The sequence below is a fragment of the Clostridium sp. AF19-22AC genome (assembly GCF_003479085.1).
Taxonomy (GTDB): Bacteria; Bacillota; Clostridia; order Lachnospirales; family Lachnospiraceae; genus Faecalicatena_A; species Faecalicatena_A orotica.
Genome location: NZ_QUGN01000008.1, coordinates 176863 through 198897, shown reverse-complemented (window position 1 = coordinate 198897; position 22035 = coordinate 176863). Strand labels below are relative to the sequence as shown.

Sequence of the window (22035 nt, the reverse complement as noted above, 5' to 3'; positions counted from 1 at the left end):
GGTCCAAGCCTGCACTCACATCCCCGTACCCGTAACCAGCCTTGCTATACCATACAGGATCAGAAGGTGCCCGGGATAGAATGCGTAAAAGAAATATTTGGGGAGTGACTTTCCCCTTTTGCCATTATACTGGCTGATAAATAAAAATGCCAGTGCCCCGAACAACTCCAGAACACCATTTTTCATCACTGCAGTCAGTACAGTCCCCCACATTTCTTCCGGATACAGTCCAATATGGATATTTATCAGATTATTCAGGCAGGCCCCCAGCCACAGCCATGCCGTACCCACTGCAAATAGTTTCCACCTTTGATTCCGGAATTCATAAAAAATGACTATCAAAAGAACGCCAAGCGAAGCATAATCCGTAGATAAGAGTTCCGCCAGCACAGCACATACAAAAACGCTTAGGAACTGCAGAATTTTCTTTCCTTCGAAATGCTCGATCAGCCAGATTGCCGCCAGACCGATGGAAAGCGTAAAAAATACATTCTGTCCCCCAAATTCAAGTATTGTACCTTCCATTGCCAGATCAAAAGGAATTTCTGAAACCAGTGCAAATATTGTGAGATTTAACAAATATCTCCGCCTGTCATGCGAATAATGAAATCCTTCAACAAGTAAGAAACAGAAAATGGGAAATGCCGGGCGCCCCAGTATCCGCATGATATAATAAATCACGATAGCTGCCGTTCCCGGCGAAGCTGATGATGCCATACAGCTGGCCAATACGACCGCGGCCGTATGGTCAATCAGCATCAAAATCATTGCAATCCATTTTAATTGTGTACCGGTAAAAGTCTTTATTCCATGTCCTAGTCTTTCTGTCATACTTCTCCCCTTTTTATTCAGCTGTAAAATATAGCGCAGCAACAGTAACAGTATATCACAACTTAAATAAGGATTCTATATAGAACGTATTTTTAACTTGTGGTATACTGGGTATTATGAATAACAGGATATTTTCTTTTCCGGAATCAGGAGGTCCCATGAAAACACGGGAAACACTAAAAAAAATAGGATTCATACTCATCGCATTTCTTCCCTTTATTGCCGCCTTAGTAATTCAGGTCGCCGCCTCGCTTATAGGGATGTTCTTTCTGTTCCTTTCTGTGTATCTGAAGTCGCCGCTCAGCTTCAATTCAGAGCTTTTTTATAATGCGCTGCTTGGTACGCAGTTTAATTCAGCCGTCATGGTAATTTACTCGATGATTACTGTCCTTTTGCTTGGAACATGGTATAAGGTTGCATCCACACCACGCCGCGTTCCGAGACGCAGGATTTCACAGGTTGTACGGCCGGGTATGCTGGCGGCCCTCGTTATCCTGGCTGCATCGCTTCAATACTTGTCCTCTTTTTTGATTAATTTTACTGCGTATTTAAAGCCGGACTGGCTTAAAGCCTATACCGACCTGCTTGAGACAGCCGGAATGAATGATATCACACTGCTGCTCGTCCTTTATTCGGTCATTATCGGGCCGGTTTGTGAGGAACTCATCTTCCGCGGTGTTATGCTGTATTATGCACAAAAAGCTTTGCCGTTCTGGGCTGCCAATCTTTTTCAGGCGCTTCTGTTCGGTGTGTATCATATGAACATCGTGCAGGGGATTTATGCATTCCTCGTAGGTATTTTCTGCGGCCTGATCTTCCATTACGGGAAAAGCATTTATCTCTCGATTGGTTTCCATATGCTGTTCAATTTCTGGGGAACGTTCTTAGTTTTCCTCATTGTAGGCAGCAGCAGTTCCTTCGTCAATATGGTAATATTTGCTGTCACCATTTTACTTACCGCAGGTGGCTTACTGCTCTATAAGAGAAGTGCCGCGGCAAGGAACAAGTTATCTTGTACTGCAGATGCAAAACTTACACTATAGCAAAAAAGGATGCCTGAGCATCCTTTTTTTATACTTATAACTTCCTACTGCAGTTTTACATTCAGGTAATTCCGTCCTGACAACGTTTTATTAAATACAAGAAAACATACAATGAATATGCATCCTGCTATGAAACCAACGAGGTTAAAGCATGCCGTCAGGACAAGAAGCATCAGCCTCATAAATTTTAGTGCATATCCAAGCTCAAAATTAGGCTGTGTATAGTTGGCAACCGCGACAAATGCCATATACAGCATGACCTCTGAGTTAAACCAGCCCGACTTCACCGAGAATTCTCCCATGACAAGGCCGGCAATAACACTGAGTGGTGTACTGAGCATACTCGGTGTGTTGAGGGCGGCAAGCCTGAGTCCGTCAATTGCAAGCTCCAGGATCAGCAGCTGGAAGATCAGGGGGATATTCACGGTATCCTTTACTGCTACAAATGCAAAAACATCAGGAATCCATTTTGTATTCTGCATAAAAAGCAGGAATACCGGTGTTAAGAATACGGTCAGTATTGTAATCAGTGCCCTCGATACCTTCAGGTATATACCTGTCAGTGTCGGGAAATAATAATCATTTGCCTCCTCGATCATATCCAGAATGGAGGTTGGAAGAATCATTGCCGATGGGGAATTGTCCACCATGATTACGATCTTCCCCTCCAGCAGGCACGCAGCGGCTGTATCCGGGCGTTCCGTAAATTTGAATTTTGGAAACGGATTGAACCATTTTCTCTTAAACATGGCTTCTGCAAGACTTTGCTGATTCATCCTGAGATCATCGATCTGAAGCTGGCTGATCCGGTTCTGCACATTTTTAAGGAGTTCCTTGTCTACACGGTCGGACATGTAGCAGAGGGCGATATCGGTTCTGCTTGTCTGTCCTGCCTCCATCATTTCCATGATCAGGTGTGGGTCACGGATACGCCTGCGCATCAGGGCCGTGTTGAATACAATCGTTTCAACGAATCCATCTCTGGAACCGCGCAGCGATTTATCCTTGTCCGGCTCCTCCACGCCTCTTGCAGGATAAGTGCGGCAGTCTATCGCAATACAGACCTCGTACCCTTCGATAAACAGACAGGTAACGCCTGACAGGATGTTCCGGATGACCTGGTCAAAATCTGCTATGATATCCACTTCCACATAAGGTATGCACTGACGGGCAAAGGCTGTCGCATCTTCCGGCATTGCCTCGGCCGTCACCCCGAAGAAAGAAGTCATGATCTTTAGCATTGTCTCATCCTTTGTGAATCCGTCTATAAAATAGAAAGAAGCCATCTTCCCGCCGATGAGCATGTCCCTCTGAAGGATATCGAAACTCTCCTGTACCGGCAGTACCTGATTCATGTAATCAATGTTTTCCTGAAAAGAACTGCTGACCTTTTTCGTATCTTTTTCTATCATAGTATGTCTACCCCTTCTTGTCTAATCTCTGCCCTTTACAGGTTTTCGTACCCTGCTAAGCAAAACATCTATGGGTAGAATCCCCAGTTGTTCCTGAATTATACAAAAAACAGGGGACAAAAAAACAGGGGTCCGCTCCCGAAACCCTGTTTTTATACCTTTAACCAAATAGCAATATGACTACTAAGCCTGTCCTTTTACGGTCGTGCTGCCAAAACCGCCGTTTCTGGTTTCTGTGGCATCATCGTCTACTGTGATGCCGTATTCTGAAAAGATTCCCTGCATGAAGCCTTCGCCCCTGCCGATATCTACGGTCTTCTCTTCGTTCGTGTCATTCGTGATTTTTGAAAATATATGCCCTTCATTGTCCGAATAAAAATAGTCGCTGTCGATGATTCCGACTGTATTATTCAGCTGTAATCTGTACTTAAATCCAAGCCCGCTCCTCGGATAACATTTGAGAACCCAGTCGGGTTCCATCTCTGCACGGATACCTGTAGGCACCTTCACAGTCTGTCCCGGCTCCACAACGAGCCGTACCGGGGCATAAAAATCATAGCCAGCAGAACCTGCTGTCGCCCTCTTCGGAAGCCTTATTCCCTCGTATATTTCCTCCAGATCCGCCTCGTCCTCAAGTCCGAAGGTATCAATCCAGTCTTTTGTAAACTGTTCTAAGCTTACTTTATGAAATTTTGCTATTCTCTGCATGTGTCTTTCTCCTCTATTATGATTCGTGCAGGACGATCAGCCCTTTCTTCAGACTGTTCTGTACGTCAATTACTTTCTGGTTCTCGCTTCCTTTCCAATGAAGCTGGGTGTTCTTCTTCGTGACATCAAACTTTCCGTCAACAAGTACATCCAGATATGGGATGACTGGAAGATCTTTGATTTCATCCCACTCATAACCCGTATAAAGCCACTGTGTTTTCTGTGGGAATCTCTCCCGGACTTCTCTTGCAAGCGCAGTAATGCTCTCTCTGTTATTAATAAATAAAGGGTCTCCGCCGCTGTATGTGATTCCGCTGATATAATCCTTTTCAAGCTGTTCAAATAATTCCTTTTTAGCCTCCCCGTCAAATGGGATTCCCCCTTCAGGGTCCCATGTCACAGGGTTATGGCATTTTGTACATCCGTGGGAGCATCCTGCCACCCAGAGGACTACGCGCAGTCCATCCCCGTTGAGCATATCGTCTTTTGTTATATTATGGTACTGCATGTTACATACTTTTCCTTTCTGCAATTTCCGCCATTTTAGCATCGTTGAGTCTTGTATCGCCTTTTACTCTGGAATAAGACAGATAGCCGTTCATCCGGTCTATCTTCGTCAGGTTCGTGCTATTGCATACCGGGCAGACATCCATATCCAGTTCCTCGTGTCCGCAGTCGTCACAGTAGGACAGTGACAGGTTCACGCCCTCATAATATCCTTTTGCCATCGCCCTTCTGACCAGAGACTTTATGGCATCTGTATTGTAGCTGATCGGATACTTTACATACTGGATCTTTCCACCGTTGCTCAGATTCCAGAAACGTCCTTCCAGATCCTGCTTCTCGATCGGGGTAATATCCTCGCTGACATGGCAGTGGAAACTGTTGCTGACATACTCTCTGTCAGATACATTCTCTATGATTCCGTACTTTTTCCGGAACTGCTGTACCTGGACGCCGCACAGATTCTCTGCCGGCGTTCCGTAGATTGCATACAGGTGCCCGTCCTCGTTCTTAAACTCATTCACTTTTTCATTAATATAATTCAAAGTCTCTACTGCGAAAGCCCCGTCTTCTGCCAGAGACTTCTTGTTATGAAGCTGCTGCAGTTCATTCAGTGCCGTGATCCCGAAAGAAGCGGTTGCAGACTTCAGCAGTGGCTTAATCTTATCATATAAGCCGAGATGGCCGCCATAGAATCCGCCTTCACAGTATGCAAGCGGATTTGTGGATGCCTTCATCTCCCCGAGATAGTCATAGGTTCTCTGGTGAAGCCTCCTGATCAGATTCATGTAGTAGTCCAGCACGTCATGGAACGGCCTGCTCTCCTGCTGTGCCTTCGCATAGATCATTGGAAGGTGCAGGCTGATTGCACCGATATTAAATCGTCCCACGAAGACAGGTGTGTCCTTTTCGTCTGCCGGCTCCATACCGCCCCTCTCATACCACGGTGAAAGGAATGCCCTGCATCCCATCGGGCTTATGATTTTGCCATATTTCTTGTAAATACTTGGTACATATCCCTCCCCTGTCAGGCTGAGCCAGTCAGGGTACATTGTTTTTCTGGAGCATTCTACTCCTGCTTCAAATACGTCCTCGAGCGGCTTGCCCGGGCCGTGCAGGTTTTCATCATATAAGAAAACAATCTTCGGGAACAGGACCGGCTTCTTATGGCCTTCCCTGCCCTGTCCTTTCCTGCGCACTTCCAGCATCTTGATTGTAGCAAGCTTGCCGTAAATGCTTGTACGTGTTCCGGCAGAAACTGTGATAAACGGATAGTCGCCACGGCTGGAAGATACGGAGTTGAACTTATACTCCCATCCCTGAAAGCCCTGCTCCATCTCTTTTTCCAGATCCGACCATGCAACCTTTTGTACCGTTTCCTCAGGAAGTCCTAAGCCCCTGTATTTTTCTATCAGATTCTTGTGGGACTTTTCTGCATAAGGTTCCAGAATCTCATCCACACTCGGAACCGTGAACCCGCCATACTGCTGGCTTGCCGCACTCAGCACTATATCACCAATTACATCAAACGCAGTATCCAGCGTCTTTGGCTCGTTATACCAGAGGTTCCCCATCTCGAAGCCGCCGTTCAGAACGCTCTTTACATCGAACAGACAGCAGTTCATCGTATCCCTTCTTGCTGACATGTCATGAATATAGATGTAGCCTTCGCGGATTGCCTGAATCTCCTCCACTGTCAGGAAAAATTTCTTATATAATTCTTTGTTGAGTTCATTAAAAATCAGACTTCGCTTCGTGGACACAAGGGCACTGTCGGTATTGCTGTTTTCCTTGTCCCCGATGTACATGATGGACTGGCTCTTCTTATATACTTCATCGAGCATCTGGACGAAGTCCTGCTTATAGTTCCGGTAGTCCCGATAACTTTTTGCGACGATCGGGTTCACCTTCTCGAGGGCGCCCTCCACGACATTGTGCATTTCAGCAATTGGGATATCATTGATATGCATAGAGCCCACTTTATCTTCCACGAACTGGCAGATATAGTCCAGCTCCTCATCCGTAAACTTTATCAAAGCACGGTAGGCGGACTTATTCACCGCCACTACCACTTTCTGTACATTGAAATCCTCTTTTGTCCCATCTTTTTTTACCACGTGCATCATACAGTAATTTCTCCCTTCAAATGTGATCATATTCTATATTTAGTATGTATTTATCCCACAACAAACTATATCATGTATCAATACTGTAAATAGTACCACCACTTTACATGAAGAGTCAATACAAAATCTTTCACAAAAAAGGAAGAAGGAATGAGGTAAAATTTTGGCGAAAAAATAGGGTGACATTTTGTGTCATTTTATGCTTTGCAGGGTTGGCGCACCATCAGGCCCATTCCCCCTTATTTCCAGATCATATCCTTCTGTATCTCATCCAGTGAAAACGCCCCGCACATCGCCATTGTGTCTTTCAGTTCTGCCTGAATCTTCTGTATATATGCTGCAACGCCTTCTTCCTGGCCGCCGTAAACAGCTGTCACAAACGGACGTGCAATCAGTACCGCATCTGCTCCAAGTGCCAGTGCCTTGAAGACATCGGTTCCCGTGCGGATGCCTCCGTCAACGAAAACCTTCATATCGCTGCCCACTGCTTCGACGATAGATGGAAGAACTTCAGCCGTAGACGGGCACTGGTCCAGAACGCGTCCGCCGTGATTCGATACGACAATCCCCTGTACTCCGGCTTCTTTTGCTTTCAGGGCGCCCTTCGGAGTCATAATTCCTTTTAAAATAAACGGAATCTCCGCCATTTTTACGATCTCTTTTAATTCTTCCACAGACTTGCTGCCTGCCGGTGGGTTCAGATTCTGCAGAAACGGGAGGCCTGCCGCATCAATATCCATTGCCACTGCAAAAGCCCCTGATTTCTTTACCAGCTCCATCTTTTCCCTGATTGTTCCAAGATCCCAGGGTTTCACTGTCGGAATGCCCATTCCGTCAAAATTGCTGATCGCCTTTGTGGCTTCAATCATAACCTGATAGTTTGTGCCATCCCCTGTGAAGGCTGCAATACCATTCTGTGCACAGGAAGACACAAGAATGTCATTATACTCCTGGTCTGTATATTTGTCACCATAATGTAACTTTACGGCTCCGACCGGTCCCGCAAAGAACGGGCTGCTGAATTTTTTACCGAAAAGTGTGATTTTTGTTTTGACAGGCTTCTGCTCACAGATCGTATCCATGTTGATGCGTACTTCCTGCCATTTTGTATAGTTTCTGACAGCCAGGTCGCCGACGCCCTTTGCGCCGGGTCCGGGCATCGTATCCTTACAGACCGCGCCGTTACAGACATTACACGCCTTGCAGTATGGTCCGATACATGTTCTTGCATTCTTAATTACTTCACTGTATTCCATCTTATTACCCTCTCATTCTTTCGTATTTTCTTTTGACAGTATAGCACCTCCGAAGTAATTCAGCAAGATCCTTCACCTGGCCGCAAATCAAAGGGTAATAAACGCATCCAGCCCGGCCGGGGCGTCCGGGTTTCTTCCAAGCAGCAGTGATTTTTCATATGCCAGCATCTGTATCATACCAATGAGCGGGATCCCCCATGCTTCGAACCTGCCTGTCCCGTCCACACAGATATGTGCGTCAGCCCCATATTGGTTTTCTGTTTCAGCAGATACCGTAATAAGAATGCCGTGATGGCTTTTCAGATCTTCCACCATCGCAGACTGCAGCCTCTCCGCCCCCGGGTTCAGGACTGCAATGGTCAGTGTCTTTTCATCGCTGAGCACGATCGGGCCATGACGGTAATCCAACAGGTTAAACTGCCTGCCCGGCAGCATGGATATCTCTGTGAAAGCCAGAGCCCCCTCCTCCGCAATGCCGTTGAGTGCGCCGTCTGCCAGAATCACTGCATTGTCCCAGTTCTTTTCAGCTATGGATTTCAAAGCAGGCCGGTAAGCCTCACGAAATGCCTGATTCTGTTCTGCCGCCGCCCTGCCTGATACCTCCAGATCATCATCTCCGCTGTATATGGCTGCCAGCATGAGAAGGGATAAATAGAGATTGGTTACTGTACGGGTCTGGCATACACTTTTGTCATAACACCAGTCCAGAGTCAGATTGAAATCAGAATAGGGCATGATATCATTGTTGTCTTTCATGGATATGGAAATGACCGGATTGCCATAGTGTTCCTTTATGTATTTCACAGCTCTTACAATCTCACTCGTCTGCCCTGAGCGGGAAAGTGTGATAATGATGCTGTCTTTTATCGTTTCTCCATAATATACGGAATTGATCAGATAATCCCCTCCGGATATGGCAGCTGCCGCAGTATCCGGGCATGCCGCAAACATACGCTGTCCCGATTTAGCCAGCATGTAGCTGGAACCGCTGCCAAGGAATACGAATTTCCTATGTTTTGCCGTGCTGAAGAATCCACGGATTTTTTCCTGCATTCCGCTGAGATAGGCATAAGTCTTTTCTAAGGCAATATGCTGTGTCATAATTTCCTGTTCTGTTAAATACATGTCTGTTCCTCCTAGTGACATTCTTTATATTCTTTTGGTGACATTCCGGTATGTTTTTTAAAAAATCTTGAAAAATAGGTTATGTTTTCAAATCCGAGCGCATCGGCGATTTCATAAATTTTCATGTCCGTTGTATCCAGATAGTTTTTTGCCTTCCCAAGCCTCTTCTGGTTCATACTCTGTATGACTGTGGCCCCGGTAATCTCCTTGAATACCCGGCTTAAATAGCTGGCGCTTGTGCCCACTGCCCTCGCAATATCCGAAACAGTAATCCCTTCCTGATAATGTTCCTCTATATAGCTCAGACATGCCTTAACAAGAGCCTCTCTGGTATCCGGATTGACCGCATCCATTGTCTCTTCGTCCAGCTTTTCCGTATAGAATACCATTTTTTCGCTGTCCTCACAGGCACTGTGCTTAAGTGCCGCTGACGCCTGCGCATAGGCTTCTGGCAGCATCTCAATCTCGGTTTGGAGCCCACTGGTCCCGATATAAGAATACAGCTCCATAAAATTATCCGTCATATCCATGATTTCTGCACATGTGATCTTCAGCCATTCTTCCGTGTGTGTCCCTGTGCACCGGACGACTGCACAATACAGGTCTTTTCTTAAAAATACACCCTGAATCAGGTCTTTTCCAAAGGCCATCGCGAAAAAGTTACAAAGTCCGTCCTGAATCCGCAGGCTCCTTTTCTGGTCCAGCCCTTTTTCCAACAAAAACTGAAATAACAGGACTCTGTAGGTATCAAGCTCCAGTCCCAGCGCCCGGGACCTTTTCGGGATATCCTCATAGATACTTCCGTCAAAGACGCCTTTGAAAAAATTCTCCTCCTTTGCCTTTCTGGCCTCAGGGTCTTCTGCCGCCCTGGCTTCCTTTAACAGAGCCTTGCAGTTTTCTACTGCCTGAATCAGCCCTTCAAATGCACCGGTCTTTGTTACATATTCAACTACATTATACTTAATGGCCGACTGTGCATACGAAAAATCGGCGAATGCAGTCAGTATGATGACTTTGACCGGGAGCTTATTCTCCCATATGTATTCTGCCAGAGCTATTCCGTCTTTTCCCGGCATCTGAATATCCGTTACGAGAATATCGGGAGCCATCTCCCCGAGATGCTCCATAACATCATTTCCATTCGCTGCCGTATACACGACCTGGCAGTCCAGATCTTCCCATTTTATCAGTGACTGCAGAGCTTTCCGCATAATTGGTTCATCGTCCGCCAGCATTACTCTGTACATGGTGACTCCCTCCTGTCCTGACCGTCATCGAAAGGAATGCAGATGCTTACCTTCGTGCCTTCTCCCGGTTTTGAGTAAATTCTGATTCCGTATTCCTCTCCATACATGAGTCTTATGATGTGGTGGGCATTATTCAGCCCCACATGGTTATGGCTTTTACTTTCCCCTTCCTGAGAAATTGGCAGAGAGATAATTCCCTCACTTTCAAATCCGATTCCATTATCTGTTGTATCAATGTACAGCGATTCATCTTCTGCATATATATGTACCTCCACTTTCCCGTTTTCTGTCTTCGGCTCGATTCCATGCACTACCGCATTCTCAACGATGAGCTGGATGCAGAGCTTCGGGATGTACAGTTCGGCCAGTGAGGGATCTTCTACCTTAATTTCATACTCCAACCGGTCTCCGTACCTGTAGCTCTGCAGATACAGGTAGTAATTGACGTATTCCAGTTCCTGCCGGATCTGGACTTTTTCAGAACTGTTCCTGTAGATTTTTGCCTGAATCAGCTGGCTGAAGGAACTGATCATCTTATATACATCCGTGTTACCGTCCATCTGCGCCTGTAGTGCAATGGTATTCAGTACATTAAACATGAAATGGGGATTCATCTGCGTCTGCAGGAATTTCATTTCCATATCCTTGATTGAAAGCTGTTTCTCATATACCTGTTTCACCAGATGGTCAATATATGCCGTCATATCATTGAATACCTGGCTGATCTCATGGAACTCTTCACTTCCATAGTCTGGCAGTTTTGCCTCAAACTTTCCTTCCTTTACTTCAAGAAGCTTATCTGTCACTTCTTTAAGCGGCCTTGTCATCCGGTAAATCATATAAACGAAGATCAGACAAGCCGCCCCTGTAATCAGTGCAATCACTATGACATATACTTTGACAGAATTATACATCAGAATCAAAGACTGGTTTTCCGGTATCCCTAAAACGACCTGCAGGTTTAGTCCCAGTTCTTTTTTGAAGATGCGGTATGAACTGCCGCCAGCCTTTGCTTTATATGGTTCTGTTTTGTAGGTATATAAAATAGTCTCCTTTTCCTTTAAAATGGCATCCGCATCCTTACCATAGACATAGTTTCCTTCCGTATCAAAAAACGCCCAGAAGGAATTTTCATACTTGCCCATATCCTGCATAATATATTCAATTGCCGACTGGTCCAACTGAAACAGGATGCTTCCCTGCCGCTCCATCCCATCATCATAAACGGGAAATGCAAGGAAAATACTGTCCTCCCCCTCCGGGTAATAGCCGTAATGGTTCCCTTTCCTGATATCCTGCAAATACTGCCTGTATATCCCTTCAAACGTCTTGTCACTTCCGGCAATTTCTGCATACATCATCGCATAATAGCTGCTGCTTAGATGCTGTCCCTCCTGATCAAAGAGATATACCTGCCTGATCAGCGGTGGAACACCGGCCCCGAGGCTGGACTGAGAGCTGATGGAAACCTGTTTGCCAAATTCGGCCCTGATCTGCCTTACATACTCTTCATCCTCTTCAGTTCTGCGTTCTCCTGTATTTTCAAGATAATCCATCAGGAGTGTTGAACCGCGCAGCCTTGTGATTGTATCCCCGCAGTAACTCAGCTTTGACTCCATCGTTTCTGATATGGCCGACAGGAAGAAATTAATGTCAGAATGGATGTAATCTCCTACGATGATGCTGACAGATGCGACGAAAATGACACCGCACAAAATGAGTGAGATGAGTGTGACCGTCAGATTGTACTGTATCATTTTCCTGCGAAGAGAATACCTCTTCTTTCCCTTGTTATCTTCCATATTGTTCCGCCCCTTAAGAAGTCATTTTATACTATGATACCATAAAATGCTATGCTTTCGGGAACTGGGGGAGATATTCCCGGTTTGCCTCGAACATTTCGTCTGTCATACGCTGGATTTCTTCCATACTCAGTACAGCCGCCGTCAATGGATCGAACAGGATACTATGGAAGATGGCACGCCGGTCTCTCTCAATACAGCCCTTTACTGCCAGTTCTTCACATCTGGCGGCAGTATTAACCATAACCGCAAGCTGGTCAGGCAATTTTCCAACCGGATGCACTTGAAGCCCGTTTGGGTCTGCCGTCACCGGCACTTCTACGCAGCATCCCTGTGGCAGATTTTCAAGATAGCCTTCATTTCTAACATTTCCATTGAATTCGAATGGCGTCCCGTCGCCGAAAAGTGCATTGAAGATACATGCCGCATACTCTTGTCCCCGCTTCAGGTCAGGTTCGGCCTCCTCCAGCCATTTCCCAATGTCCTGCCTCCATTCATCCTGCCTGCGGAAGTATTCCTTCAGAATGTAGGCATGCTCCCCCGGATTCCAGCCTGTGGAATGGGTACAGTATTTCTCAATCAAATCCGGACGCTTCCTGAACCAGGGGTAGTATTCTGAGTTGTGTCCGGAACTTTCCGTCGGATAGTAATCCAGATGCCGGAACAGCTCGTTGCGTACCAGTTCTTCCTCCCAGACTTCTTTTCGTTCCATCGCCTGTCTGATCAGTGGGTACGCATCCTCTCCCTTCCATTTATATTCCAGATAGAACGCCATGTGGTTAATACCTGCACACAGGTATTCGATGTCCTGCATGTCAGCCCCGATCCAGCCGGCCAGCATCGCTGCCGTATGCTGGACACTGTGGCACAGGCCGGTAATCTTTAAATTAGTCATTTCCTGAAGGTACCGGCAGTTCAGGGCCATTGGGTTCGTATAATTAAGTACATAGGCATCCGGGCAGACAGCCTCGATATCACGGCAGATATCGAGCAGGACCGGGGCGCTGCGCAGGAACCGGAAAATGCCCGCCGGTCCTCTAGTGTCCCCGACGCAGATATCCACGCCATATTTCCCGGGGATCTCGATATCTGTCCTGAAAATGTCCGGTCCCGCCGTCAGCACTGTTATGATCACCCCGTCAGCACCCTCCAGCGCCTTTTTCCTGTCCGTTGTCGCCTCAATTACAGCCGGATAATTACCTGCCGCCTTGATTTTCCTGCATGCTTTCTCAATATAGGAAAGCCGTTCCACGCTGATATCCATCAGGCAGAGATGAGCATCCGCGAAGGCCTCATAGGTCAGAATGTCCCGAACAAGCTCTCGTGTGAAGTCAAAGCTTCCTGCACCGATAAATGTAATTTTTTTCATATTCCGTATTTACTCCTTTAATATAAGTTCGATGACCTCGTCCGTCTTTTCATCCACTGTAAATGAAAAGCATTCCGGGGTACTGTAGTTCATAAATTCACAATCCGGGAACTCTTTTGCCACCCAAGGGGTCAGCATAAGCATTTCAAAACCGTCAGAGAGCCTCCTCGCACGTTTCACCTTCCCCTTGACTCCCGGAAGGGCGACTGCCCCGATACTCTCTTCCGTTATGTGGGCATAAAGTCTGTTCCCATTCTGGGTATAACGTCCCCACTCCGGTTTTTCGAAGGCAGACATACCGCAACCGTAGATGCTTTCTGCATTTTTTTCCATCCATGCACCGACCTGTTCCAGTATCCCGGCCTGTTTTTCCGGAATCTCGCCTTTTGCATTTGGCGAGACATTTACAATCATATTTCCGTTCTTGCTCGTGCATTCTACCAGTTTCTTAATGATCTGGGAAGCCGACTTATAATGCTTATCATTCGGCGCATACCCCCAGTTATTATTCAGTGTAAAACAGGCCTCCCAGGGGATTACCCTGCCCGAAGGGGTACGCAGTCCACAGGGCGGGATAATCATCTCGGGACATGCAAAATCTCCCGAATAGAGGTCCGGTTCATCACTCATGACAGACCCATAATCCTCCCCATTCGCCTCCAGCCTGCCGTTTACAATAATTTCCGGCTGCAGGGAGCGCACCATGTGCAGAAGTTCCTCCCCTCTCCAGTCACTCCCTTTGTGCCCTTCATAGGAAAAATCAAACCAGAGCAGGTCGATCTTCCCATACATCGTCAGAAGTTCCCTGACCTGGCCGTGCATGTAGTCCAGATATTTACTGAAGTCATGGGATTTTCCTTTATACTGCAGGTGGTTCCTGTCGGGATGGTACATGTCACCATAGGCCGGATAATCCGGATGGTGCCAGTCCAGAAGGGAATAATAAAAACCTATTTTAAGCCCTTCTGCCCGGAATGCATCGACAAACTCTCTGACAAGATCCCTTCCGCATGCCGTATTCGTAGATTTGAAATCTGTAAGCCGGCTGTCCCACAGGCAGAATCCCTCATGGTGCTTTGTTGTCAGTACTGCATACTTCATACCGGCCCTCTTTGCGAGCCGCGCCCACTCAGCCGCGTCATACCTGCTTGGATTCCACTCATCAAAATAGCAGGTATATTGATCCTGTGGTATTTCCTCATCGCTCTGTACCCATTCCCCCCTTCCGGGTATCGCATACAGGCCCCAGTGTATAAACATCCCGAACCTGTCATGCATAAACCATTTTGTCCGTTCTTCTCTTTCTTCCATAATTCCCATTTCATTGACCTAGCCTTTCACTGCCCCCGCTGTCAGAGATTTTACAAAGGTCTCGGAAAGCAGGCAGAATATAATGATAGTTGGTACGACCGCCACAATAATTGCAGAAAACATACCGTTCAGATTTTTAGAGTACGCCGTCGTAAACTGCCCGAGCAGCGCCGGAAGTGTCATATTCTCCTTGCTCTTCAGCAGAATCGATGCAAAATAAAATTCATTCCAGTTATTTAAAAATGCCATGATTGCCGCTGTGGATATGCCGGGCTTTGCAATCGGGACGATAATCCTGAAAAATGTGCCCGCACATCCGCACCCATCCATCTTAGCAGCCTCTTCCATCTCCTTTGGGATGCTCAGGAAATAGCTGCGGAGAATGAAATAAGTGACCGCGATCCCGAGTCCCGAATAGATGAAGATCAGCCCCGTTTTTGTATCCTTCAGTCCGAGTTTCCCAAGGAACTGATAGATCGGGAAACTGATGGAGATTGACGGGATGAACAGGGTTGTGGTAAACATCAGGGTCACAATGCCCTTCAGCCTGAACTCGATTCTGGCCGATACATATGCGGACATTGCAACGATCAGAACACTGATAAATGTGGATATGATTGTTACGACAAAGCTGTTAAAAAAATAAGTCTGTATGTGCAGCTTCGTAAATATCGTGATATATCCGTCAAACACCCATTCTGAAGGGAGTGAGAGTCCTCCCGGATTTTTCTTGAAGGAAGAAAGAAATACCCACAGAATCGGATATACTGATATAAACAGAACAAATATCATCACGAAATACTGACCAATCCGGGATGGAAGTTTTTTCTTACTGGTTCCTGTCTTTTTCATATAGACTCTCCTCCTATTCCGACTGATTTGTCCGGAATGCTTTATTAATCATCCCGACAAGCAAAAGCCCCAGCAGGAACTGTATAACACCTGCCGTATTGCCTCTGGCAAAGTTCAGCTTTGTACTTCCCAGCGCGGTCTTATAAATATAATAGCTCAGGCTATATGTAGCATTATCGGGCCCGCCCTGTGTAATCAATGCAATTTCGTTGTAAAGCAGCAGGCCATAATTGGCTGCCATGACCGAAACCGTCCCGATCATCGGCCGCATCAGGGGCAGTGTAATCTTCAGATTTGTCTGGAGCGTGCTGGCACCGTCTACTTTGGCTGCTTCATAGATGCTGGAATCTATGGAGAATATCTGCGTGATCAAAAGCAGGCAGGAAGAACCCCCGAATAAAATAAACGCAAATGTGACACCCCAGAATGCATAGGTTTCATTCGCCAGCACACTGACATTGGAACCGGGCGAAAACCAGTTACAGATCTCCGTGATTATGCCGCGTGACGGGCTGTAAATATTTAAAAAGATCAAACCAATTGCTGCTGTGGATATAATATTCGGAATGATGAATGCATTCCTTGTGAACTTCCATCCTCTTGGTTTTCCCGAGAGTACAAGAGCCACCAGAACTGTGAATGGGATCTGGACCGCCATCGTCAGGACCACCCATTTAATTGAGTTGACCAGTGCTACCTGAAAGTTTCTGTCTATCGTGAACAGCTTAATATAATTGTCAAACAAATGCCCCCATCCTAGAAATTCCGGATGCAGGAAGTTCTTATAATTCCACTTTGAAAATGATGTGACAAAAATCTCAATCAGTGGATATGCATAAATTGCACAGAATAATATAATCCCCGGAAGCAGAAAAGCCAGGATGAACCCATTTTTCTTTGAGAAGATTTTTTTCTTTGTACGGTATGTATCTGATGCATTCATGATCCGCCCTCCTCTTTTAAAAAGGGGACCATCCAAGATCGTCCCCTCTGTTTATATTCTCTTTTTTCCTACTCTGCTGCCGCTAAAAAGTCATCCAGATCCTTGACCACATCATCTGCTGTCTTGGAACCATCTTTCAGTCCTGCATATTTGGACTGGATTTCTCCTTCCGCATCTCCGAATGTATTTCCCAGTCCCAGTGCCTTGTAATCTGCATTCTGGCAGAGCCTGCATGCTTCAACCAATAATTTTGCATCATCGGTTTCTACCTTTTCTGCAAGTGCATCGTAATCTACCTTTGTGCCCGGAGCCATTCCAATTCCTTTTTCAATGATTCTTGAAGCAATCTCAGGACTCGTCATATATTTAATAAATTCAATTGCCGCTTCGGTCTGCTTTTCATCAAGCTTTGAAGAAACTACATAACCGCATCCGCCTGATAAGAGTGCCGCTGTCTTACCTGATTCATCTGTCGGGAAAACTGCCGGCCTGATATTTTCTGCTCCGGCCTCACAGTCGATGGTCCCGCCTGCATCCCATACGCCATTAAACAGCATCGCTGTTTTGCCCGCAAAGAAATCGGAGCGGTACGCTTCATCGTCATCTCCTCCGGGACCAAAGTTTGCAGCATCAATCTTCTGTAATGCTTTTTCCTGGATAAATGTGAGGGAATCTTTAAAGGATGCCTGATCAAAGCTTTCCACTGTCCTGCCGCCTTCATAAAACTCTCTGGAATCTGCACTCCTTTGATTGTAAGCAGCCAAAAGGATGTTCGTCGGCCAGCCTGCGTTTAAACCAAACGGGGTGATTTCTGCTGCCACCAGTTTATCAACTGCCACATTGAAATCGTCCCATGTCTTCCAGTCGCCCGGGACCGCCGCGCCGGCTTCCTTGAATAAGGCTTCATTATACCAGAAACCGACTCCCTCGATCTGTTCCCTTACGGAATAGATCTTTCCATCTTCTGTCAGGTTCTGGTCATAACAGACCCCGGCTCCTGCCTTAAAGTCTGCATCATCATCCAGATAAGGCTTCAGGTCAAGAATCGCATCTGCTGACGAAGCCACCGGCGTAATGTCCCAACCGCCAAAATCAGCAATGTCATAGAATTCGCCCGCACTTAAATCGTTCAAAGCTGTATTATAGATTCCTTCTGCCCCGGATTCATCAGCTTTTATCACAAAGTTAAATTCATCCTTGTGCATTTCTGCAAATTCCTCGTAAATTTTTCTCATCTCTCCCGCTGCCGCCCATTCGGATTCATCGTGATAATAACCATGTGTGAACGTGATAGTCGGCAGTTCTGATCCCTTGTCCGCTGAGTCCTTAGCTGAATCTGAGGATGAATCCCCCTTTCCGCATCCGGTAAACAGGGCCGCTGACATTGCTGTGCAGAGCAGAATACTCAATACCTTTCTCTTCATAAACTTTTTCCTCCTTTTTTCATGTCTGTCATTGATGACTTCATAATACCAGTACACGTAAGCCAAAAGAATAAACAAAGCGCTCTGTTTCCTGCACTTTTTCAACTATACGTCAGAGGAACCGAAAAAAAGATGCACTTTTTTTACGGATTCCGCTTCTGTAGCTTATATCCGGTAAAAAAAGTGCATCTTTTTCTCAATAACTGCTGTTTATTTTCTTTTCTTCGTCGTTTTGAAGGCTGTCTAACTGTAAGATCAGGTCATTTCGTTCCTCCTCATTTCCGGAGGCAGCTTTTAAGTGGCCTGCAATCAGGTTGAGATGGCTGTTGGACCAGACGGAGCTGATCGTCTTAATCTGAATCCGGGCGTCGTGTGCAGTCTTTAGTGCATTGCCAAGCATGGGATACCCCTTTGCAATTACCTGATTATCTACATCTGGATTCGAGGGGGCCTGTCCGGTCTCCAATGCCAGACGGGTCTGCACACCGCTTCCCAGCATATATTTCAGGAACCTGACCGAAGCTTCATTCTGCTTTTTATCGGGACTGTCATAAACCACATATCCGGAAGACGGGGAAATATAGGACAGGCTCTCTCCCGAGCGTGTCGGATAATCCGCACAAGCGATATCCTTCCGGTTCTTTGAATCCTGAAATATCTCGCTCTCCCAGACACCATTAAAATACATGGCGGTCTTCCCCTCTATAAAGTACTGCCTTGCATTATCGATGCTGTCTGTATCACTGGAGTATCTGTACAGGTTTGAAAAATCCTTTACCGTATTGCGGAATGCATCGTGATCAAATGTATCAGGGACCCCTCCCGCCATCTGGTACCCTTCCTCACTCTCTCCTGCAAGGCGTGCTAAAAACAGATTTTCCGCCACCTGAACATTTTCCAAAGCATAGACACCTTTCAGGGTTCCTGTTTTCTGGTTCCACTGCTCCAGCTTCTCACACGCCTCATAAAATTCATCCCATGTTGCCGGCGGGGACGCTTCCCCGCGTTCATCCACGATTCCGGCCTCTGTAAAGTACTGCTTGTTATACCAGTAACCCATGACCTCAAGGGCATCAGGCAGCGTGTAGATACTGCCGTCCTCATTCGTCCAAACCTCCAGCACGGATGGATGGATACTTGCTTTCAGTTCAGGGTCCTCTTTGATATAGGGGGCAAGATTAAGAGCCTTCCCCTGCTTCACTACATTCGATACATAATAGGACTGGCCGTTCGTGCTTACGATATTCGGCATTTCGTCGAGTGCCAGCATATCATTTGCCTTCTCTACCGCAATGGTACTGTCTGACGACGGCTGGCTGTTTAAAACAATGTCAGGATTCTCTTCAGCAAACTCATCGTAAATCTCCTGCATCAGTACATGTGTCTTTACGGCACCGCCCCAGCCATGAATAAAGGTCAGTTCCGTAGGCGGGTTATTCTCCTGCCGGCTGCAGGATGTCAGTGCCAGACAGACTGTGAAAAGAAGAAATACATTTATGAAGGAAATGGGCTTTCGTTTTATATGAAATCTCTTTTTCTCCATACTACAGCCTGTCCTTCTGAAATATATTTGATTCTTTTAACACCCGCAGCAGCTCTGCTATCTTCTCTTCATTTACGACAAGTGCCATCCGCACATATCCTTCCCCTTCACTCCCGAATGCACTTCCCGGCGTGACAATCAGTCCGGTCTTATCCATAAGCTCCATACAAAAAGAAAGCGATGTCTCATATCCTTCCGGGATTTTTGCCCACACAAACATCGTCCCCTGACTGTCCGGGACATTCCATCCGATCTGCCTTAAGCCGCCGCAAAGAGCCTTATTCCTCGCCGCATACTCCTGCCTCTGCGTCTCGATAAAGTCGTCCGGCCCCGTAAGTGCCGCGATGGCAGCATACTGTACCGGCAGAAAGATACCATAATCGATCTGTGACCGCAGTGCCTTAAACCTGCTGATGATCTCCCTGTTACCAACAACAAAAGATATTCTTGCCCCTGTCAGGTTATAGGATTTGGAAAGAGAATAGAATTCCACGCCAACCTCTCTTGCCCCATCAAAAGATAAAAAGGACCTTCCCTGTGTTCTTGTAAAAATGATATCCGAGTATGCATTGTCATGCAGAATGATAATATGATTCTTCTTTGCAAATAAAATGAGCTCCTCATAAAATTCGTCAGGCGCACAGACGCAAACCGGATTCAGCGGATAGGAAACAATCATATACTTCGCCCTCTCCAGAACCTCCTCCGGTATATTCTTAAGATCTGGCATATATCCGTTCTTTTCCTCAATCTTGTATGTCTCAATCCGGGCCCCGGCCATCACACCGCTCATCTCAAAGATCGGATATCCCGGATTCGGTACCAGAATCGTATCTCCGGGATTGCAGAAAACAAGGCCGATATGGGCCATCCCTTCCTGAGAACCATAGACAGACATGATCTCATCTTTCTCCAGTTCCACCTGAAACCGCTTTTGATAGCGGTACCGGACGGCCTTGACCAGTTCCGGCAGATCATCCAGTGCATACTTATAATTATCCGGATTCCCACATGCCTCCTGCATAGCCCGCATAATATGTCCTGCGGGCTGAAAATCCGGCGTGCCGACAGACAGATTATAGACCGTGCGTCCCTGTGCCAGCAGTTCCTGCTTCTTCTGGTTCAAAGTGGAAAAAATGCCGGGCTGTATATCATTTACCTTGTCAGAAAACCGAAAACTCTCCATCTCAAAAATGCCTCCTCATGTGTAGATACTTCATAATTGTTTATTATAGCATGGATGGAGTAGTCTTGTCATTTTCTACCTTATTCCGTCTTCTGGAATTTTGCGTCAAATCTAGTTTCCATTTCTTCGAGCCTGATGTTAAAATACTCTTCGGTCTCTTCCAAACGGCCTATGAACTTGTCTTCTGTCTTCGCCGCCCTTTCATCAATTAATCTTGCAATTGCCTGTAAATCCTGTTTCTGCAGCATGTATAACTCATCTCCATTTCTTTGAAATCTTTGTTTCCATGTGTCTGATTTCAGTATAAGAAAAGATGATGGGTATGACAAACAGGTTGTAACTGCTTGACAAGGTGTTATTAGTTCAGATATCCCGGTCCTGAATGGCGAACTGGTCGTACTGTTCCCGCTGGTTACATCAGACTTCTCTTTACTTCTTCAGCAACCAGTTTTACCAGACGTTCCACATCCGCTTTTCCGCCGAAGTATGTATCTCCCGCTTTTTTATCACTGCCGAACAGTTTCATCTTTTTCATTGTTTCCTGCTTTACCGCTCCCACAGCTGCGGGGATTAAGTCGATAATTCCTTTGTTCATACTTGTGAACTTTTTAAACTCCGCCTCAACCGCAGCTATATTGATATCCGTAAAAATATTTACCTTGCTGATTCCTTCTGAAATAGCCTGCCTAAAATCAGAATCCGTTAGCCCGGATCCTCCATGCAGTACCAACGGGACATCCACAGTCTTTGCAATGGTCCGGATTCGTTCAAAATCTAATTTCGGCGGCAGTTTGTATGCTCCGTGTGCATTCCCCACCGCGATTGCCAACGCATCTACTTTAGTCTTCCCTACATAATCTTTTGCCATGTCCGGCTCTGTATAAAACTGCTTTGGGTCCGTCATATGTGAACTTCCCTCCGGAGATCCTTCATTATCCCCCACATGTCCGAGTTCACCCTCGATTGTGGCGCCATAGGAGTGGGCGATATCTGCCATTTCTCTCACTTTTCTTACATTCTCCTCATAAGAATCTGTAGAGCAGTCATACATGATGGATGAAAATCCCAGTTCCAGTGCTTTCAGACAGGTTTCCTTATTCAGTCCGTGATCCAAATGGATCACAACCGGCACATTCGCCTTCTTTGCCATCGGAATCAGGTAATACGACACCTCCTCCAGTGGCCCGTAAGGGAACAGCACCTCGGCCGTGCCCATGATTACAGGGGAACCTGTGCTTTCTGCCGCACTGATAATTCCTCTTGCCAGCTCCAGATTTACCGCATTAAATAATCCTACTGCGTAATGATTCCTTTTCGCGGGAATCAATACTTCATTCAAGTTTACTAACATAT

The 22035-nt window shown here is 46.3% G+C and carries 19 protein-coding genes; 1 reads left to right on the top strand and 18 read right to left on the bottom strand.

Annotation, left to right across the window (positions count from 1 at the left end):
• Positions 1-15 precede the first annotated feature (15 nt).
• Positions 16-831 carry a TraX family protein gene (locus tag DWX43_RS11615; protein ID WP_109730474.1) on the bottom strand — a complete coding sequence of 272 codons (816 nt, stop codon included), beginning with the start codon at positions 829-831 and terminating at the stop codon, positions 16-18.
• Between the two features lie 158 nt (positions 832-989).
• Here DWX43_RS11615 and DWX43_RS11610 point away from each other — a divergent pair, with 158 nt between their 5' ends.
• Positions 990-1874, top strand: coding sequence for a type II CAAX endopeptidase family protein (locus tag DWX43_RS11610; protein ID WP_182440672.1), 885 nt, complete (start codon positions 990-992; stop codon positions 1872-1874).
• A 44-nt stretch (positions 1875-1918) separates the two neighbouring features.
• Here DWX43_RS11610 and DWX43_RS11605 read toward each other — a convergent pair whose 3' ends face one another.
• From DWX43_RS11605 to DWX43_RS11530, 17 genes are all read right to left on the bottom strand, one after another.
• Complete coding sequence (locus DWX43_RS11605) at positions 1919-3286, bottom strand: spore germination protein (protein WP_118620381.1); 1368 nt, start codon at positions 3284-3286, stop codon at positions 1919-1921.
• Positions 3287-3469: 183 nt separating this feature from the next.
• Positions 3470-3994, bottom strand: coding sequence for a deoxyuridine 5'-triphosphate nucleotidohydrolase (locus DWX43_RS11600; RefSeq protein ID WP_118620380.1), 525 nt, complete (start codon positions 3992-3994; stop codon positions 3470-3472).
• A gap of 16 nt (positions 3995-4010) precedes the next feature.
• Complete coding sequence (nrdG, locus tag DWX43_RS11595) at positions 4011-4502, bottom strand: anaerobic ribonucleoside-triphosphate reductase activating protein (protein WP_109730478.1); 492 nt, start codon at positions 4500-4502, stop codon at positions 4011-4013.
• A gap of 1 nt (position 4503) precedes the next feature.
• Complete coding sequence (nrdD, locus tag DWX43_RS11590) at positions 4504-6624, bottom strand: anaerobic ribonucleoside-triphosphate reductase (RefSeq protein ID WP_109730479.1); 2121 nt, start codon at positions 6622-6624, stop codon at positions 4504-4506.
• Between the two features lie 239 nt (positions 6625-6863).
• Positions 6864-7880: an alpha-hydroxy-acid oxidizing protein gene (locus DWX43_RS11585; protein ID WP_118620379.1), complete on the bottom strand. Its 1017-nt coding sequence runs from the start codon at positions 7878-7880 to the stop codon at positions 6864-6866.
• 87 nt (positions 7881-7967) lie between these two features.
• Positions 7968-9005 carry an SIS domain-containing protein gene (locus DWX43_RS11580; RefSeq protein ID WP_118620378.1) on the bottom strand — a complete coding sequence of 346 codons (1038 nt, stop codon included), beginning with the start codon at positions 9003-9005 and terminating at the stop codon, positions 7968-7970.
• 11 nt (positions 9006-9016) lie between these two features.
• On the bottom strand, positions 9017-10252 hold the full coding sequence (locus tag DWX43_RS11575) for a response regulator (protein WP_118620377.1): 1236 nt from the start codon (positions 10250-10252) through the stop codon (positions 9017-9019).
• Positions 10240-12054, bottom strand: coding sequence for a histidine kinase (locus DWX43_RS11570; RefSeq protein WP_118620376.1), 1815 nt, complete (start codon positions 12052-12054; stop codon positions 10240-10242). The genes DWX43_RS11575 and DWX43_RS11570 overlap by 13 nt, the downstream gene beginning before the upstream one ends.
• Before the next feature lie 49 nt (positions 12055-12103).
• Positions 12104-13423, bottom strand: a complete 1320-nt coding sequence (gene melA, locus DWX43_RS11565; protein WP_118620375.1) for an alpha-galactosidase — start codon at positions 13421-13423, stop codon at positions 12104-12106.
• A gap of 9 nt (positions 13424-13432) precedes the next feature.
• Positions 13433-14734, bottom strand: coding sequence for an alpha-L-fucosidase (locus tag DWX43_RS11560; RefSeq protein WP_330582246.1), 1302 nt, complete (start codon positions 14732-14734; stop codon positions 13433-13435).
• An 18-nt stretch (positions 14735-14752) separates the two neighbouring features.
• Complete coding sequence (locus DWX43_RS11555) at positions 14753-15586, bottom strand: carbohydrate ABC transporter permease (protein ID WP_118620373.1); 834 nt, start codon at positions 15584-15586, stop codon at positions 14753-14755.
• Positions 15587-15599: 13 nt separating this feature from the next.
• Entirely contained in the window at positions 15600-16529 is a 930-nt protein-coding gene (locus DWX43_RS11550) for a sugar ABC transporter permease (protein WP_118620372.1), read from the bottom strand.
• A 68-nt stretch (positions 16530-16597) separates the two neighbouring features.
• Positions 16598-17953 (bottom strand): ABC transporter substrate-binding protein, encoded by a 1356-nt coding sequence (locus tag DWX43_RS11545; RefSeq protein ID WP_118620371.1) that lies wholly within the window; start codon positions 17951-17953, stop codon positions 16598-16600.
• Positions 17954-18149: 196 nt separating this feature from the next.
• Positions 18150-19496, bottom strand: coding sequence for an extracellular solute-binding protein (locus tag DWX43_RS11540; protein WP_118620370.1), 1347 nt, complete (start codon positions 19494-19496; stop codon positions 18150-18152).
• Position 19497: 1 nt separating this feature from the next.
• On the bottom strand, positions 19498-20682 hold the full coding sequence (locus tag DWX43_RS11535) for an aminotransferase class I/II-fold pyridoxal phosphate-dependent enzyme (protein WP_118620369.1): 1185 nt from the start codon (positions 20680-20682) through the stop codon (positions 19498-19500).
• A gap of 80 nt (positions 20683-20762) precedes the next feature.
• Positions 20763-20930, bottom strand: a complete 168-nt coding sequence (locus tag DWX43_RS26950) for a hypothetical protein (protein ID WP_181368615.1) — start codon at positions 20928-20930, stop codon at positions 20763-20765.
• 164 nt (positions 20931-21094) lie between these two features.
• Entirely contained in the window at positions 21095-22033 is a 939-nt protein-coding gene (locus DWX43_RS11530) for a class II fructose-bisphosphate aldolase (RefSeq protein WP_118620368.1), read from the bottom strand.
• Positions 22034-22035 lie beyond the last annotated feature (2 nt).

Coding starts and splice junctions, on each gene's coding strand:
- DWX43_RS11615 (WP_109730474.1), bottom strand. CDS start 831: ATGACAGAAAGACTAGGACATGGAATAAAGACTTTTACCGGTACACAA.
- DWX43_RS11610 (WP_182440672.1), top strand. CDS start 990: ATGAAAACACGGGAAACACTAAAAAAAATAGGATTCATACTCATCGCA.
- DWX43_RS11605 (WP_118620381.1), bottom strand. CDS start 3,286: ATGATAGAAAAAGATACGAAAAAGGTCAGCAGTTCTTTTCAGGAAAAC.
- DWX43_RS11600 (WP_118620380.1), bottom strand. CDS start 3,994: ATGCAGAGAATAGCAAAATTTCATAAAGTAAGCTTAGAACAGTTTACA.
- nrdG (WP_109730478.1), bottom strand. CDS start 4,502: ATGCAGTACCATAATATAACAAAAGACGATATGCTCAACGGGGATGGA.
- nrdD (WP_109730479.1), bottom strand. CDS start 6,624: ATGATGCACGTGGTAAAAAAAGATGGGACAAAAGAGGATTTCAATGTA.
- DWX43_RS11585 (WP_118620379.1), bottom strand. CDS start 7,880: ATGGAATACAGTGAAGTAATTAAGAATGCAAGAACATGTATCGGACCA.
- DWX43_RS11580 (WP_118620378.1), bottom strand. CDS start 9,005: ATGTATTTAACAGAACAGGAAATTATGACACAGCATATTGCCTTAGAA.
- DWX43_RS11575 (WP_118620377.1), bottom strand. CDS start 10,252: ATGTACAGAGTAATGCTGGCGGACGATGAACCAATTATGCGGAAAGCT.
- DWX43_RS11570 (WP_118620376.1), bottom strand. CDS start 12,054: ATGGAAGATAACAAGGGAAAGAAGAGGTATTCTCTTCGCAGGAAAATG.
- melA (WP_118620375.1), bottom strand. CDS start 13,423: ATGAAAAAAATTACATTTATCGGTGCAGGAAGCTTTGACTTCACACGA.
- DWX43_RS11560 (WP_330582246.1), bottom strand. CDS start 14,734: ATGGAAGAAAGAGAAGAACGGACAAAATGGTTTATGCATGACAGGTTC.
- DWX43_RS11555 (WP_118620373.1), bottom strand. CDS start 15,586: ATGAAAAAGACAGGAACCAGTAAGAAAAAACTTCCATCCCGGATTGGT.
- DWX43_RS11550 (WP_118620372.1), bottom strand. CDS start 16,529: ATGAATGCATCAGATACATACCGTACAAAGAAAAAAATCTTCTCAAAG.
- DWX43_RS11545 (WP_118620371.1), bottom strand. CDS start 17,953: ATGAAGAGAAAGGTATTGAGTATTCTGCTCTGCACAGCAATGTCAGCG.
- DWX43_RS11540 (WP_118620370.1), bottom strand. CDS start 19,496: ATGGAGAAAAAGAGATTTCATATAAAACGAAAGCCCATTTCCTTCATA.
- DWX43_RS11535 (WP_118620369.1), bottom strand. CDS start 20,682: ATGGAGAGTTTTCGGTTTTCTGACAAGGTAAATGATATACAGCCCGGC.
- DWX43_RS26950 (WP_181368615.1), bottom strand. CDS start 20,930: ATGCTGCAGAAACAGGATTTACAGGCAATTGCAAGATTAATTGATGAA.
- DWX43_RS11530 (WP_118620368.1), bottom strand. CDS start 22,033: ATGTTAGTAAACTTGAATGAAGTATTGATTCCCGCGAAAAGGAATCAT.